A 14,725-nucleotide genomic window follows, 5' to 3' on the forward strand; every position below is an offset into this window, starting at 1 on the left:
CGATTGCTTAAATCGACGCAAAAATAGTGTATTTTGAAGTGTGAAGTATTGCCTGCTGGCTATATGGTGGATCTGTATATCTGCGCCCGTCCGGGCGGACCCGGGCGACCCGAAAGACCCGCCGCCCGGCCGCCGCCCGCTCGTCATTACCCTGGATCCCGTCGTCACCAGCGATTCGGCCACCTGTATCCTGCCCTTTACAAGGGCAGGGAACCTCATCCTGGTCAGGGCCAAGGCGGATACCACGGACGGCTTTTTCGTCTTTGACACCGGCGCCCCCAACCTGGTCCTGAACATTACCTATTTCCGCCGGTATCCGACCACCAACCCTACGGAAAGCGGGGGCGTGACCGGGGCGGTAGTGAACGCGCTCCAGACCCATGTCGACAGTGTTCACCTGGGTCCGGTCCATTACTTCCACCTCGACGCAGACCTGATCAACCTCGGACATATAGAAAATACAAAGGGGGTAAAAATATTCGGCTTGCTGGGCATGAAACTCTTTGAAAAATTCGAGGTCATCATCGACTATGACCAAAGCCTCATCTACCTGCACCTGCTCACCCGGAAAGATGGTCCTGGGTACAGAAGCGCCCTGCTCAACGATACCTCCGCTTATGGCACGGTGCCCATAGACCTGGACGCCGACAAAATCATCGTCCACACCACCCTGAAGGGTAAAAAGCTGCGCTTCGTCGTCGACAGCGGGGCGGAGACCAGCGTCCTCGACAGCCGGCTGCCGAACAAGGTCTTTGAAAGCGTCGAGGTGACCCGGAGGGTACACCTGAGCGGGAGCGGCAATACCCGGGTAGACGCCCTTTATGGGAACCTGAAGGATCTGCAACTGGGGGACCAGACGATTGCCTCCCTCCCCGTCCTGATCACCAACCTACAGAGCATGTGTGACGCCTATAACAATTGTATCGACGGGATGCTCAGCTTCGATTTTCTCTCCTTGCATAAAATAGGTTTTAACTTTGTAAGCCGCAAAATGTATATATGGAAATGAGGCGGACGGTCATAGGGCTTCTGATAGGTGTCTTGCTCGTGTTGCAGGGCCGGGCGCAGGAATTCACCCTGATGAACGGCCGTATGTACATCACCCTGCCTGTGCACCTCAGCAAAATGCAACTGGACAGTTTTGTCGTCCGGTACGACTTGGGCGACATGGATTTGAGCCGGGTGTTGATCACGCGCAACTACAATGGGCTGAAAAAAAAGGGCTGGAGGGTCGAGCGGGATTCGAGGGGCGTCCTCCAACTGTCCAAACAGGTCGCGGGACCGGACGACTTAGGCGATGTCGGCAAAAGGATGAAGATCACGGAAGAGCATCCCACCTTCGCGGAACTTTTCCCGGCAGAGAACGACAACCTTTTGTATGGGTTTAACCGGTTTATCCACAAGTATCCCTTCCTGGTGCAGGATTCAATGGTGACCTTTTTCCTGCGCGGCCATACCGGCGCGCGGGGCGTCCTGCTGGCGGGCAGCTTTACCAACTGGCAGAACGCCGCGCTTCGGATGACGCTGACGGATAGCGGGTGGATCATGAACGTCAAGCTGGGACCGGGTAAATACTGGTACAAATTCATCATCGACGGCGGCTGGACCATCGATGTGGACAACCGTCTCCAGGAAGACGACGGGCAAGGCAACGTCAATTCGGTATACTACAAACCCAACTTCGTCTTTACGCTCAACCGCTTCCGGAACGCCCGGGAGGTCTGCCTGGCGGGCAGTTTTAACAACTGGGCTTCTCACGAATTAAACATGGATAAGACTGCATCAGGCTGGCAGGTGAACATCTACCTGGCGGCCGGGACGCATACCTACAAATACGTCGTCGACGGTACCTGGTACCAGGACCCGGAAAACCCTGCCCAACTGCCGGACGGCGCCCAGGGGTACAACTCGGTTGTCACGATCGGAAAGCCGCATCGTTTCTTCCTGAAGGGGTACGGCACCGCCACCAGTGTTGTGCTGGCCGGGAGCTTTAATGGATGGAAACCCTATGAACTGCTGATGCGAAAAACAAGCACGGGCTGGGCGCTCCCTTATGTCCTCGGACCGGGCAACTACAGCTACCGGTTTATCGTCGATGGCAAATCGATCCCCGACCCGGAGAACCCTTATTTCGTGCAGAACACGGCAAAAGGGACAGACGACTCCTATGTCATCATTTCACCCAACTATACTTTCCGGTTGCACGGGTTTGCGGGCGTGACCCGGGTGTTTCTGGCGGGGGATTTCAATGCCTGGACTACCGGCTCCCTGCTCATGAAACGCATAGGGGAGGATTGGATCTTCAGTGTCCACCTGTCGGTCGGCAAGCATTTGTATAAATTTATCGCCGACGGAGAGTGGATGATCGATCCCGGTAACCCCCTGTGGGAGGACAATGAATTTGGAACGGGCAATTCAGTGATTTGGATGGGGCACTAGGCGCGCTTGATCATGCGTATGACCCAGATCAGGATGACGGCACCGATGATGGCCACGATAAAGGAACCGAAAGTGCCGCCTGCGTGGAGACCAATAAGGCCGAAGATCCAGCCGCCGACCCAACCGCCGATGATCCCGACCACAATGTCCCACAGGATGCCAAATCCTTCTCCACGCATAAGTTTGCCCGCGATAAAACCGGCCAGGCCGCCAAGAATCAGAGTCCAGATGATGTGCATAAGCAATGTTTTAAGAAAAGTACCTTATTTTTTTAGCTTACGCAAGGATTTTTGCCGCCATAACGTATACCTAAGATATACTTGAAGCGAGCTGTTCCGGGACTGTGTGACCTGGGTGCTGGAGACGTGTACGTTGATAAACTTGTTTAATGACCAATTGTACCGGACCCCCAGCGTAAAACCCTCCCACTGGTAGTTCAGGTCTCCGGTTAACCGCCATTCGTGTGTCCGGAGCTTTTGATAAATGGAGTCGCCTTTAAATGTCTGGATTTTGGTATACAGGATGGAGTCGTGTTGGCCGTTTGTCCCATAGGACTGGCTCGCCTGAAAATCCGCCACCCCGTTGGTCAATCTTGCATACTCCAGACCGACCCCTGCGTAAAGATGCTTGATCGGGCTGTAGTATATGCTGACCGGGAGGTTGAAGTAAAAAAGTTTCCGGATATACACGGAATTGGCAGTGGCGCCGCCCAGATTGCTGGAGTCAACGGTCTCACTGGCAAGCACGTTCTTACCTGTATACTGTGGCGTATTGAATTGCGCTTCTACCTGTACATACAGTTTCCTGCTAAAAAAATACCGCAGCACCGGCACCGGCAGGTAGTCGGTGATCGTGCCGTTGGTGCCCTCTGCGTTGAAATGGGCATTGACCTGCTGGCCCACGGGGAAAAACTGGTTCAGGCCGATACCGGCGGTAATGCCCTTGTAGGGGCCGTCCGGCACCGGGGGCGGTTTTTTGTTTTTGGGCGGCGCCAATTTCTGCGGCGCCGGTTTCTGTTGCGCCGGTTTTTGCGGAGCCGGCGCGGGCGCGATGGTTGAGGGTGAGCGGGTGAAGGATGTTTGTTGTTTTTTTGTAACGTCGGATGCCGTTGCCGCGGTGTCCGTCGCGGGCTCGCCTGCCGGCTGCCCGCTCACGGGCTGCTCGCCTGCGGCGGTGTCCTCGCCGACAATGCCTGCTGTTTCCCCCGTCGGCTTGTCATGCGCGTTTTTTGTCTGCCGCGCGCCAAAGGTCCACGCGCCGGGGGGCTGCTTATCGGCGTTCGGCGCACCGAAAGCCCGCTCATCAAGGCCCCGCCCGGAGGCTTCTCCAGCGCCCGGTGCGCTGCTCACCGATCCAGCGCCTTCCGTTTCGGGCGTGACCACCACCTCCGGCGTACGTCCCGCATGCTGTGTGTACCCGTCCTCTGGCGCCGCCAGAAAAGGCGCTTCCGCAGAGGGTGTCCTGGCAGTAGGCACTCTGGCAGTGCCCGCTGCAGCGGAAGTCGCCACCGCGGGAGGGTCCCCCCTGCGCCCCCCGCCCCTATACAACCGGCAAACGCCGATCAGCAGCAACAGCAGGAGCAGCAGCATCCATCGCCAACCGCGCCCGCCCCGGCGAACCGGCATCTCCTGGTCCAGGAGCCCTTCCATGGCCTTCCAGGAAGCCGGGAGCGGCGGCGTCTGCGCCTGCGAGAGGATCTCTTCCCACGTTGTCCTATTTTCCCTTTGGTCGCTCATGTTTTCACTTGCTGTAATTGAATGGTTTGCTTCAGGAGTTTTCGGGCTTCGCTAAGGTGCCAGCGGCTTGTTCCTTCATTCATATCCAGGAGCGAGGCGATCTCCCTATGGTTAAAACCTTCCATGACGTACAAGTTGAACACCAGCCGGGTGGTGCCTGGTAATTGTTGTACCAAGGCGAGCAACTCCCCGGCGGCGATCTTTTGGATGGCCACGTTTTCGATGGGCGAGGCCTCCTCGTAGGAAGGAGACATCGAAACCAGGGGCGGCTTTCGCACCCTGATAAAGTCGATCGCCGCGTGAACGATAACGCTCCTGATCCAGGTGGAAAGAGCGGCCTTGGAGGGGTCATACTGGCCGATCTTTTTAAACACCTTCAGAAAACCGTTGTTCAATACCTCTACGGCGTCCGCTTCATTTTTGGTATACCGCAGGCACAGGAGCATCATGGCCTCATAGAACATGCTATACACCTGCTCCTGTGCCTTGCGGTCGTTATCCAAGCAACCTTTGATCAATATCCGTATGTCGTCGTCGCTAGGCGGCATTTACAGTTTTTGAAACCGGCTTTCCCTGCTCGTATTACCATATTGTATGTGCATAAAATAGATCCCCCTGGACAGGTTCTTCACGGGTATGCTCAGGATATTCAACCCGCTCACGCCTCCCGTCTGGAACGCATCCATCGGAACACCCTCTGCATTGTAGATAGTGACGCGGATGGGTTCTGTCACCGGTAAATTAAGATTGACGTGCACGATGTCGGTGACCGGGTTCGGGTATGTTTTTATGCGGGTGTTCTGTATATGGCTGATGGTGATGACCTGGTCCGTGAATGCCGTACAGCCAGGCGTAGCCGCCGTGAGCTGCACAGCGTATTCGCCATTGTCCTGGAAGGTGTATTCCGGGTTGCTTCCCGTCAGCGTAACCGGCGTTATCGCAGGCCCGGTCGATCCGGAGTCGGTACTGATAAACCAGGTATACACGGTCGAGTCAGACTTCGGTGTGGCTATTGCATGAAAGGCGACCAAACCGGGATGCAGGGTATCCATGCTGTAGACAAAGAATACCGAACAAGTGTCGGGGGGCGGCGGGGTGGTCGTGTCGGCGGGGACCGTCAGGGTTATACATTGTTGCGCCGTGCAACCCGAATCAGGCGAGGTCTGGAGGACGCAGACCTGGTAGTCGCGGGCCAGCTGGAAGGTGTACGTAAAACTCGATGCGGTGGAGACAAGGGTAGCGTTGATGTACCAGCGATAGGTTTCAGAGGTATCCGTACCAAAATTGGTGGTGGCGGCGGTAAAAGTATACGTCATTCCGGTATCCTGCTGGGTACTGATGGTCACGGAACAGGGAGGACGGCCGATGGTAATGCGTTGGGAGGACGAGTCCTGGCAATGATGGGCGGAATCGGACACCAGGTGTAATACGGAATAAATCTGGTTCGGGGCAAACACATGCACGGGTGATGGTCCGGTCCCCGGTGCGCTGCCGTCCCCGAAATACCAGGTATTGACCACGCCGGGTGCCGTATCGTTCGAGTAAAATTGAACGGAATTCCCGTTGACGAAGTAAGCAAAAGCAGCACTGCAGGAGGGCGTGCCGGTGGTATCTCCCGGAACAGTCACCTGCACACACTGTTCCGCGTTGCAGTTGGAATCCGGTGAGGTCTGGAAGACACACACTTGGTAAGTACCGGCTTTTGGGAAGGTGTACACGAAGCTTCGTGCCCTGGAGATCACGCTATCGTTGATCAACCAGCGGTAAGCAAAAGTGCTGTCGCCACCAGGGTTGGAGGCGGAGACGGAAAAGGTATAGGTCTTACCGGTATCCGGCTGCGAAGAAATGGTCACGCTGCAGGGTGGAGGGGGTGGGGGAGGCCCGGGTACAACGTTCATCGTGGACTGGCCGGTACAGGTGCCGTTAGAAACGAAAACGGTGACCGTGTACGGACCGCTGGACGAATATCTATGGGTAACCACCCTGCCAAAGGCAGTATCCCCATCCCCCAAGGCCCATTTATACGACAAACCGGTGTCGTTGGGAAGGGCCGTCAGGTGAACGGTAAAGGGCGTATCCGTTGTGTAGGAAAAAGATACAGGCCCAAAAGAGCAAGTGGTGGTATCCATGGGCTGCGCCTCCAGCGTGAGGCCAAGGCAGCACAATAATGTCAGGAGGTAAAATTGTTTCATCGGGAATGTTTGATATGGTCATGTACGGGCCATGTTATATCAAACGTTGGGCAACCGGAGCAAAAAAAAGTGCCAAGCTACCAAGTGCCCCTCCACCGGATGGGCGGTCTAGGCCTTACCCAGAACCAGGTCCGCCGCCTGCGACCCCACCAGCGGGCTGATTGCCACGCCCACCCCGCTTAAACGGACGGCGCAAAAGACCTTGTCGCTCACCGCCTTTAGCAGCGGGCGTTTTTCCGCCCCCATGCCCATGATCCCCGCCCAGCGGTGGTTGATGGGAACCCCCGCCGCCTGGGGGACGTGGTCCCGTAGAAAGGCTTCCAGCGCTCCCTGGATCGTAGGACTGGTCTCCAGGACCGCCGTGGTCTCCTCGGCAAAGGCCCGGTTGCGTGCACCCCCCAGCAGGACCCGGTCGCCTAAGTGCCGGAAATAATAAAATCCCTCATCAAAATGAAAGGTCCCCCGGAGTTTTAGACCGGGTATGGGGGCCGTCACCAGGACCTGGCCCCGGGCAGGGGTGACGTCGACGGAAAGCAACTCCTTGGTGAACCCGTTGGTACACAGGAGTAAACGACCCGCCTCCAGCGAAAAGCTGCGATCCGTGCGGACCCTTACACCGGTCGGCCCCTCATCCCACCCCTGTACGGTGACCCCGGTCAGACAGGTAACCCCCAGATCCTGTACCCGCGCGGTCAATGCCCGGACGAGTTGACCGGAATGAAGCGCCCCCTCCAGGGGATTGGCGATCAGATGGTCGAAACCAGTGAGGCCCAGGGAGGCCAGGCGCTCATCCGCGGGGGAAAAGACTGGGTAAACCCCGGTGATCTCCCGGAGGTCCGCGTTTAACGCATCGAGGCGGTCCAACACGGAGGCACTGGTAAAACACTCATACCCTCCACAAGCTTCAAACCCCGTAACTGCATCCGGCAAAAGGCGGCGCATCATTTCCAACCCGCGAAACCGCATGTCTACGAGGGCCAGGGCAGCATCCCGCCCCGACAAAGCCATGTCCGCAAGGATCTCCGACGGGCTTCCAAAACAGGCAAACCCCGCGTTCCGCGTACTGGCCCCCGAGGGCAACAGCCCCCGTTCCAACAGCGTAACCGTCAGCGCAGGATGGGCCTGCTTGAGAAACCAGGCGCTCCAAAGGCCCACCAGCCCGCCTCCGACGATGACGACATCCCGGGGACCCAGGTAGCTTTCTTTTTCCCAGATACTGAAAGTTGCGTTCTCCATTGCCATAAGCGCGGGTTTGCCTACATTTAGCACTGCTAAAATTACAATCCTTATGCAAAACGGCATGAAATACGCCCTAGTACTCTTCATTCTCCTGGCCGCCCCGGCCGCCCAGGCGCAAATTCTCAAGGATGTCCAAAACGCCGTCAGCGGTGGCGGTGGCCTTTCCCAGGGGGACGTGGGATCCGCTCTAAAAGAAGCGCTCAGCAACGGTGTCCAGAAAGGAACGACCCAGCTTTCCGCGGTGGATGGATTTTTTAAGAATGCGGCCATCAAGATCCTGATGCCGCCCGAGGCTGCAAAGGTAGAAAATACCCTAAGGGGTATGGGTTTTGGCCCCCAGGTAGACCAGGCCATCCTATCCATGAACCGTGCGGCGGAAGACGCCACCAAGTCGGCGGCCCAGATATTTCTCAATGCCATTACCCAGATGACGATCCAGGACGCCCTTGGGCTGCTCCAGGGAGGGGACACCGCCGCCACCCACTACCTGCGGGTAAAGACGACCATCGCGCTCACGACTTCCTTCAAACCCATCATCAATACCTCCCTGCAAAAGACCGACGCCACCAAATACTGGGGCGACGTCTTCAATACCTATAATAAGGCACCCTTTGTCAAAAAAGTCAACCCCGACCTGGTCGCGTATTGTACCCGAAAGGCACTGGACGGTATCTTTTACGAAATCTCCCTGCAGGAAAAAGACATCCGCGCCAATCCTGCCGCGCGAACGACCGCACTCCTTCAAAAAGTCTTTGGCAGCGCACAGGCCTCGGGACATTAAAGCCCGAGTACCTGTTTAAGCCGGGCGTATCCGTTTTTGCTGATGGGAATTTTCGCCCCGCCCCTTAGCAGCGCGATCTGCTGGTCCTTTTCGTATGGTTCGATACGCGTCACCTGCCGCACATGGAGGATGTAGGAGCGATGGACCCGCACGAAATCGGAAGAAGGCAGGCTTTTTTCAAAGAAGGCCATGGTCTTGTTCTTTAGAAAATTGCCGTCTTTGGTGAAGATGCGCGCATAGTCGTCGGCCGCCTCGATATACTCGATGTCTTCGACAGGAATGATTTTGATCTTGCCGTTGATCTTTACGACGACGCGTTCCTGTTGTTGAGGCGCTTCCGCCGCGGTATCGAGGAGCGCGGGGGTGACGGCCGGCGCATGGTCCTTCCATTTTTGGAGCGCCTTGGCAAACCGGTCCTTGCTAAAGGGTTTGAGCAGGTAGTCCACTGCATGGGCCTCGAAGGCTTTTAGGGCGAATTCGTCGAAGGCCGTTGTAAAAATGACGCCGGGTGGTTGTTCCAGCAATTCGAGCATCTCGAAACCGTTGATCTTCGGCATTTGTATATCAAGGAAAAGTAAATCCGGTTTGTGTTGCTGAATCGCCTTTACGCCCTCGAAGCCGTCGTTGCATTCCTGCACCACCTCGATGTCCGGGTAGTCCCGGAGGTATTCTTTCAGCACGGCCCTGGCCAGCGGCTCGTCATCAATCAGGATCGCTTTGATCATGTATCTGTGGTATTTTAATAATCGTCGTAAATAAGTTTCCGGATACGGAAGTTTGTAACAGGTCGTTGCGGGCATAGATCAGGTAAAGCCTTCTTTGCACCGAATTCAGCCCAAACCCCGTACCCCTGCGCGGAGACGAAGTTTCCGGGTCAAAGGGATTGGTCACTTCAAGGACGAGGTCCTTTTGTACTGCGGCGGCGCTGATGCGGATCTCCACCGCTTCCGTTGTGTCGTAAAGACCAAACTTGATTGCATTTTCCACAATGGGTTGCAGCAAAAGCGAAGGGATCGTGAGGATCTTCGCCGCTTCGTCGCTTTCGATCACCGTGGACAAGCGGTGCCCGAACCGGACTTTTTCAATCTCCAGGTAAAGTTGTAAATATTCCAGCTCCTCGGAAAGGGGGACCCGGGACTGCTCGTCCTTTTTGATCGTTCCCCTCAGGAATTCGGATAGCTGCTGGATCATTTTGCGGGCCTGTTCCGGTTCGCTGCAGACCAGGGCGCTGATCGAGTTCAGGCTGTTGAAAAGGAAGTGCGGCTGGAGTTGCTGGCGGAGGTTGTACAGTTCCGCGTCCCGGGCCAGGCGCTCCGTCGAATTTTGCCGGCGCTCGTTTTCCTGCTGGTCCTCCATGTTATACCACAACAGGCTCAACATGGCGGTAAAACCAAGGAGCAGGAGCCCGAGACAAAAACGGGCCGGGAGCGATTTGGACAGGAAGTCCAGGTAAGCCGTCTCCCCGGGGAGAAGGGAGGACAGGAGCAGGTGGTCCAGGCCGATGCATATACCGACCAGGCCCAGCCCCCATATCAACAGGATATAGATCTTTCCCTGACGGGGCCGGTAATACCCCAGGTTGTTGCTCAGCATAACGGAGGCCGCACAAAACAAGCCGTTGGTGACAAAAGCGTCATCAAAAGCGACATACGGCTTGAACCCAAAACGCACCAGCAGCCAGGTGTTCGCAAGCGCCCACGCCAGCCAGCAGGCGGAGAAGATGATCTTAAAACGGGTCACTGTTATCGGAGGCTTTGCCATCAGACGAGTTGCAGTAGGGAGTGAGTCGTATGGGATTCGATGTGTTGTGCCTTCCGGTGGATCAGCTCGATGTAGGTATCCGCGTTCGTGGGTTCTTCGATCCTCGAATACAGCTCAGCACCGTCGATCAGGTCGCTGATCTTATAGAGCTCCGACACGTCGATGAATTTCCATTGGACCAGCTTCTGGTGTTGGTTCAGGAAGGTGTCCTGTTCCTTCCGGCCGATGGTTCTGGCCTTTTGGAGGGCTTCTTCCTCATCTCGTGCCGAGATCAACCGGAGCTGTTCGTCAAACTGGGGATGATGGTTCCCTTCGCCGCAAATGATTTGGAATGAAATTTTCGCAAGATACCAGTTCATAAAAAAGAGTTTGGTGTGGTAGGTGTTTGGCTTATCCGACGCTGAGCTCGGTGCCCCCGAATACGGAAGCGCCTTGCAGCACGAGGACCTTTTCAGGGTCAGGGTGTAACAGTTGGGTGGGACGGTGGTCGTCCAGGCTGCCGAAAACGGTGTCCATTTCTGAAATGACCGTCCAGGTCGGCGGGAGAATGATACGGGTGCCTCCAAAAACGGAATTGACCTCCAGGACAATGCGGCCGGTAAAGTCCGCCTTGCTGAAGTCTACCTCGGCTCCCCCCAGGACGGCGTTGATCTCCCCGCCCGCAAAGTTTTTGGAAAGGACGGTGCGCTTGGAGCTGCCAAAGACGGCATTGACCTCGATCATTTCCCCATCGGGGGTGGAAGCCCCGGGGTTATACCGGGACTTCCGCCAATGGTGTTCGAATTCTCTCCAGGAATGTTTTTCCTGGCGCATTTGTTCGAATTTTTGCCGCCAGTCGTTTCCCCAGCGGGCCTGCATCTTGTCCTCCCAACGCTTTTTGAAGCGGGGATTTCCGGGGCCTCCCCATTGCCCGCCCCAGGGGTGACCGCCCCAGTGACCGCACTTTTTGTTCCGTCCGAACATGACCCCCAACCCGATCGTGATGATGACCGCCGGCCAGATATAGCGCTCGATCTGGAAGTCCTTGAAGACCTCCTGCGCCAGGAAAAGGGCGCCGATCGCGACCAGGATGAACGATCCGAAAAAGCGGAATCCGCTTTTTATTCCGGTGAACAACCCGATCCCGATCAGGAGCACCGGCCAGGTGAACAGCCACCAGGGGAAAAAGTATCCCAGGCGCTGCAACAACAAGGCGCAGCCGGCCAGCACCACAAAAAATCCAGCCAGTATCCTCCAGGCCGTGGGGTTCTTCTTAAAGCGGGGACCACCAGGCTTCGGCTTTTCTTCCTTTTGCTCGTCTTGAATATCCCTTGGTTCCATTTTATCAGAATTTGATCAACAATGACACAAAGCTAAACGCCTATAACGGGGCTTACAAGCCGCTTTAGGCCGGGGGGGCGGGAAGGTCGGTAAAGGGGGGTAAAACGCCGGTAAACGGTTTAATAATCATGCACCGTCAACTCGTAATAGGCCCTGAGCCCATGGTGCACCATCACGGCCAGGGCGGAACCCACAAACGCCTTGTCATACCCGGGGTAGGGGGGTAACACGACCGTCGTGCCTGCCGGAGTATAGTTCATGGTCGGGTCGTATTTGGGTTCTACCAGCTCCGGCAGGAATTTCCGGACCTTCTGGAACAACTTTTCGCCCAGGTCCTTCCGGTACGTCGCGGCGGCCTGCGTCGTCGCCTCGTCCAGCTCTTTATAATCATTCCCCAAATATATTTTGGAGAAAAATGACTCCTTGGCCAGCGGGTTGACAGGGTTCATATCCCGCAGGGTCTGTATGGAGAAAGGCGTCTCCGGCACCCAATCCCGGGTATTGACGACCCGCAGCCCCCAGCCGCCCCGCGTAATAAAGTCGAAGTCGTAGGCATAGTACTGGTTGCCAGGTTTGGACGCCGCGCTGCAATAGGTTTTGATCACGAGGCTTTTGTCCAGGTAATACAGGTAGGACCGCAGCAGAAAGGCGATGGACCCGCCCTGGCTGTGCCCCATGATGATAAAAGACCGTACACCCTTTTCTTTGTATTCTTTTACTTTCTCCACCACCGTCGGCGCCAGGCTCGCCATGCCGATGAGCCAGCCCACGTGGACAGAAGCCTTGAAGTCTTCCGCCAGTTTATAGTGAAAGGAAGTGCTGTCGTTCAATTGGAGGATACCCGTTGCCGGTACCATGGCGCAGTAAAAGTTTTCCAACCACGATTCCTCCCGCCCGACCGATCCCCGGATGCTGATGATCCCCACCGAGTCCCCGTCCAGCCAAAGGTCCCAGCGGTTATCCAGCCCCGTTACCGGCGACCGGTAGACCAGCCGGCAACCCGCTGGCTCCGGGAGCATCCGGTCGTTCATTTTCCAGGGCGTATCAATCTGCCGGTTGCTGATCTCCAGCAACCGGATGTATTCACGAGGGTCGAACCCGGGCCTGAGTTGTGCGCAAACCAAACAGGGTATAACCAGCGCCGTAAGCAAGATGTATTTCATATTTTATCCTTACAATTCCACAGTCACCAATGTATCCGCTCCCCCCAGGTGTTCCAGCGCCTTTTTGACATCCGCCACCAGGCCGTCCGGTCCGCAGACATAAAACTGTTGTTTGAAGTTGCTGATGTTCGTCTTCAGCCAGGCCTCGTCGATCTTCCCATATCCAAAACCCGGCACCTTTTCCCGGGTCAGGGTATACTGGACGCGCCCCCGCAGCCATTCATCCCACTGCTCCTTCAGGATGATGTCCTTTTCCGTTTTGTTGGAGAAAATAAGCCGGTTGTTTCCCAAAGCACCGTCCCGCCGCAACTGCCTCAGAATCGCGATGAAAGGTGTAATCCCCGCCCCGCCCGCAATAAACGTTCCCTCCCCCTTATACTGTATGGCGCCCCAGACATCGTGCAAGACGATCTCGTCCCCCACCTCGATCTTCCCCAACTGCTCCGTCACCCCATGATGATCCTTGTAAATCTTGATCGTAAACTCCAGATGGTCCCACTCATTCAACCCCGTAAACGTAAACGGCCGCCGCTCGCCTTTCCACTTATCCCCCGGAAGCGTCACCTCCGTCGCCTGCCCGGGTACAAAGCTGTACCCCTTCGGCTTATCCACCATGAATTGCCTGACGTCATGGGTCACCCACCTCGTCGAGAGGACCCGCACGGGAAAAATATCCATAGATTCTTGGTTTGTAGGATAATATACAAAATTAAAGCCGGAATCTCCTCCTTGCGGGTCTGGCCCTGCCCCGCCACCGGCCCGCGAGACCCGCCCTTCCCTGCTCAAATTCGCCACCGGGCTGCGGGACCGCAAAGGGGTGTGTCTTTTTCCCTCTTTTCCGTAGGATTTAGGCCCACATTGCGTGTTTAAGACCTACGGAAAAGAGGGAAAAAGACACACCCCTTTGCTGAGACACACGCGAACCTTTGCACCGGTGCACTCCACCTATGAATGATTTTAATAGAAAAAGGAAGCCCCCCGTGGAGGACGGGGGGCGTGCTGAAAACTAAACCTTCTTCACGATTGTAGACATGAGATGGTACATGCAATCCAAGCGTGGTGCCAAGTGGCAATGCGTTGATAATTAGGGGGTCATGCTTGATAGCTATGAGTGGATGTGTTCGCTTTCGGCAAAATGATGTCCGGTTTTGATACAGGGGTCACTTTCCGAAATCGAAGAGGGTCGCGGTAAAGATCCCGCGCTCGCGTTTCTTGAAGAGCACACCCCAGTTGCCGTTATAACGGAGAAGGGTGGGGACGAGGAGGTCGCCATACTTGCTGAGTTGGGCTTCCATGTGGACGTTAAAATCATAGACGCCCGCGTCGTAGCTCATGTCATAGACGCGCCCGAGGACGTCCATGGTCTTGGGGTCGAACCAGGTTGTCATTTCATCGATGACGACGCTTCCCTTGGCGTCGTCCTTGGCTTTGATCTTGAAAACATAACAGTCCTGGCCGTTGTACCGTTGCATGTCGATGCTGTAGTCATAGCGCTTGGCCGCATCCGGGGAGAAAATGTCCATTTTGTTCCCTAGGAAAGGGACGCCGGGGATGGGTTTGCCCGGATTGAAAAAAAGAAGCTTGAGCTGCTCCTTGTGTTTCTCCATTCCGCTGAGATTTTCGACGTTGTGCACGGCACCCGTCACAATATTGGTTTCGCCGCAGACGGAGCCGTTTGTGAAGAACAGGGCGGCATACAGTTGCCCGGTGATATAGTTCCAGTTGCCCTCGTTGTCCCGGATGTCCCCGGTTGTTTTTTCATCGAGGACCTGCATGGTCCGGCAATTGCCGATCCGGCTCTGGTGGGTGCGGCTGTTGAGGCTGGCCACCATATTGCCGCGTTTATCCACCATGCGGATGTCGTTGATCGCAGAATAGCTGAGGACGCGCAGGTTCTTGAAGGCCTTGTAAAATGTAGTGTCTTCCTGGACCCGGCGGATAAAATCGCGGACGTCGATGTCGCTGCGGACAACGACCTCGCTGAGCTGGATATACCGGCCCTGCACATTGACGCTCGTGTCCTGGGCCTTTAGAGCGGCGAGGGGTACCAGGGCGATCAGGCAAAGACAGATCCGGTTTGTCATAGGCGATAAT

At 56.1% G+C, this 14,725-nt stretch carries 15 protein-coding genes; 3 read left to right on the forward strand and 12 right to left on the reverse strand.

All coding sequences use genetic code 11. The features are described from left to right. Positions 1-40 precede the first annotated feature (40 nt). On the forward strand, positions 41-1,009 hold the full coding sequence (locus EDB95_RS21350; RefSeq protein WP_133996996.1) for a pepsin/retropepsin-like aspartic protease family protein: 969 nt from the start codon (positions 41-43) through the stop codon (positions 1,007-1,009). Next, the gene (locus tag EDB95_RS21355) at positions 1,000-2,439 is read left to right on the forward strand and encodes a hypothetical protein (RefSeq protein ID WP_133996999.1); all 1,440 of its coding nucleotides are present in this window, start codon (positions 1,000-1,002) and stop codon (positions 2,437-2,439) included. The genes EDB95_RS21350 and EDB95_RS21355 overlap by 10 nt, the downstream gene beginning before the upstream one ends. Here the strand turns inward: EDB95_RS21355 and EDB95_RS21360 are convergent. The 5 genes from EDB95_RS21360 to EDB95_RS21380 form a co-directional block, all read right to left on the reverse strand. Further along, positions 2,436-2,618, reverse strand: coding sequence for a GlsB/YeaQ/YmgE family stress response membrane protein (locus EDB95_RS21360; protein ID WP_211352173.1), 183 nt, complete (start codon positions 2,616-2,618; stop codon positions 2,436-2,438). The two genes, EDB95_RS21355 and EDB95_RS21360, sit on opposite strands and share 4 nt — an antisense overlap. Before the next feature lie 84 nt (positions 2,619-2,702). Next, entirely contained in the window at positions 2,703-4,175 is a 1,473-nt protein-coding gene (locus tag EDB95_RS21365; protein WP_133997004.1) for a porin family protein, read from the reverse strand. Then, positions 4,172-4,723 (reverse strand): RNA polymerase sigma factor, encoded by a 552-nt coding sequence (locus EDB95_RS21370; RefSeq protein WP_133997007.1) that lies wholly within the window; start codon positions 4,721-4,723, stop codon positions 4,172-4,174. Before EDB95_RS21370 ends, EDB95_RS21365 begins: the two co-directional genes overlap by 4 nt. Continuing rightward, complete coding sequence (locus EDB95_RS21375; RefSeq protein WP_133997010.1) at positions 4,724-6,367, reverse strand: PKD domain-containing protein; 1,644 nt, start codon at positions 6,365-6,367, stop codon at positions 4,724-4,726. Between the two features lie 108 nt (positions 6,368-6,475). After that, positions 6,476-7,609, reverse strand: a complete 1,134-nt coding sequence (locus EDB95_RS21380; protein ID WP_162852714.1) for an NAD(P)/FAD-dependent oxidoreductase — start codon at positions 7,607-7,609, stop codon at positions 6,476-6,478. A 46-nt stretch (positions 7,610-7,655) separates the two neighbouring features. On the opposite strand from EDB95_RS21380, the gene EDB95_RS21385 reads away from it, so the two are divergent. Further along, a complete protein-coding gene (locus EDB95_RS21385; RefSeq protein ID WP_246073757.1) occupies positions 7,656-8,387 on the forward strand; it encodes a DUF4197 domain-containing protein in 732 nt (243 codons plus the stop codon). Here the strand turns inward: EDB95_RS21385 and EDB95_RS21390 are convergent. The 7 genes from EDB95_RS21390 to EDB95_RS21420 form a co-directional block, all read right to left on the reverse strand. Beyond that, positions 8,384-9,112: a LytR/AlgR family response regulator transcription factor gene (locus EDB95_RS21390; RefSeq protein ID WP_133997018.1), complete on the reverse strand. Its 729-nt coding sequence runs from the start codon at positions 9,110-9,112 to the stop codon at positions 8,384-8,386. The two genes, EDB95_RS21385 and EDB95_RS21390, sit on opposite strands and share 4 nt — an antisense overlap. Continuing rightward, the gene (locus tag EDB95_RS21395) at positions 9,090-10,148 is read right to left on the reverse strand and encodes a sensor histidine kinase (protein WP_133997021.1); all 1,059 of its coding nucleotides are present in this window, start codon (positions 10,146-10,148) and stop codon (positions 9,090-9,092) included. Before EDB95_RS21395 ends, EDB95_RS21390 begins: the two co-directional genes overlap by 23 nt. Then, the gene (locus EDB95_RS21400; RefSeq protein WP_133997024.1) at positions 10,148-10,507 is read right to left on the reverse strand and encodes a DUF4288 domain-containing protein; all 360 of its coding nucleotides are present in this window, start codon (positions 10,505-10,507) and stop codon (positions 10,148-10,150) included. Before EDB95_RS21400 ends, EDB95_RS21395 begins: the two co-directional genes overlap by 1 nt. A 31-nt stretch (positions 10,508-10,538) precedes the next feature. After that, positions 10,539-11,468, reverse strand: a complete 930-nt coding sequence (locus EDB95_RS21405) for a LiaF transmembrane domain-containing protein (RefSeq protein ID WP_133997026.1) — start codon at positions 11,466-11,468, stop codon at positions 10,539-10,541. 119 nt (positions 11,469-11,587) lie between these two features. Beyond that, complete coding sequence (locus tag EDB95_RS21410) at positions 11,588-12,631, reverse strand: lipase family protein (protein ID WP_133997029.1); 1,044 nt, start codon at positions 12,629-12,631, stop codon at positions 11,588-11,590. Between the two features lie 9 nt (positions 12,632-12,640). After that, entirely contained in the window at positions 12,641-13,309 is a 669-nt protein-coding gene (locus tag EDB95_RS21415) for an FAD-binding oxidoreductase (protein WP_133997032.1), read from the reverse strand. 482 nt (positions 13,310-13,791) lie between these two features. After that, positions 13,792-14,715: a hypothetical protein gene (locus tag EDB95_RS21420; protein ID WP_133997035.1), complete on the reverse strand. Its 924-nt coding sequence runs from the start codon at positions 14,713-14,715 to the stop codon at positions 13,792-13,794. Positions 14,716-14,725 lie beyond the last annotated feature (10 nt).

The organism is Dinghuibacter silviterrae (assembly GCF_004366355.1).
Lineage (GTDB): Bacteria > Bacteroidota > Bacteroidia > Chitinophagales > Chitinophagaceae > Dinghuibacter > Dinghuibacter silviterrae.

Coding starts and splice junctions, on each gene's coding strand:
- EDB95_RS21355 (WP_133996999.1), top strand. CDS start 1,000: ATGGAAATGAGGCGGACGGTCATAGGGCTTCTGATAGGTGTCTTGCTC.
- EDB95_RS21360 (WP_211352173.1), bottom strand. CDS start 2,618: ATGCGTGGAGAAGGATTTGGCATCCTGTGGGACATTGTGGTCGGGATC.
- EDB95_RS21365 (WP_133997004.1), bottom strand. CDS start 4,175: ATGAGCGACCAAAGGGAAAATAGGACAACGTGGGAAGAGATCCTCTCG.
- EDB95_RS21370 (WP_133997007.1), bottom strand. CDS start 4,723: ATGCCGCCTAGCGACGACGACATACGGATATTGATCAAAGGTTGCTTG.
- EDB95_RS21375 (WP_133997010.1), bottom strand. CDS start 6,367: ATGAAACAATTTTACCTCCTGACATTATTGTGCTGCCTTGGCCTCACG.
- EDB95_RS21380 (WP_162852714.1), bottom strand. CDS start 7,609: ATGGCAATGGAGAACGCAACTTTCAGTATCTGGGAAAAAGAAAGCTAC.
- EDB95_RS21385 (WP_246073757.1), top strand. CDS start 7,656: ATGCAAAACGGCATGAAATACGCCCTAGTACTCTTCATTCTCCTGGCC.
- EDB95_RS21390 (WP_133997018.1), bottom strand. CDS start 9,112: ATGATCAAAGCGATCCTGATTGATGACGAGCCGCTGGCCAGGGCCGTG.
- EDB95_RS21395 (WP_133997021.1), bottom strand. CDS start 10,148: ATGGCAAAGCCTCCGATAACAGTGACCCGTTTTAAGATCATCTTCTCC.
- EDB95_RS21400 (WP_133997024.1), bottom strand. CDS start 10,507: ATGAACTGGTATCTTGCGAAAATTTCATTCCAAATCATTTGCGGCGAA.
- EDB95_RS21405 (WP_133997026.1), bottom strand. CDS start 11,468: ATGGAACCAAGGGATATTCAAGACGAGCAAAAGGAAGAAAAGCCGAAG.
- EDB95_RS21410 (WP_133997029.1), bottom strand. CDS start 12,631: ATGAAATACATCTTGCTTACGGCGCTGGTTATACCCTGTTTGGTTTGC.
- EDB95_RS21415 (WP_133997032.1), bottom strand. CDS start 13,309: ATGGATATTTTTCCCGTGCGGGTCCTCTCGACGAGGTGGGTGACCCAT.
- EDB95_RS21420 (WP_133997035.1), bottom strand. CDS start 14,715: ATGACAAACCGGATCTGTCTTTGCCTGATCGCCCTGGTACCCCTCGCC.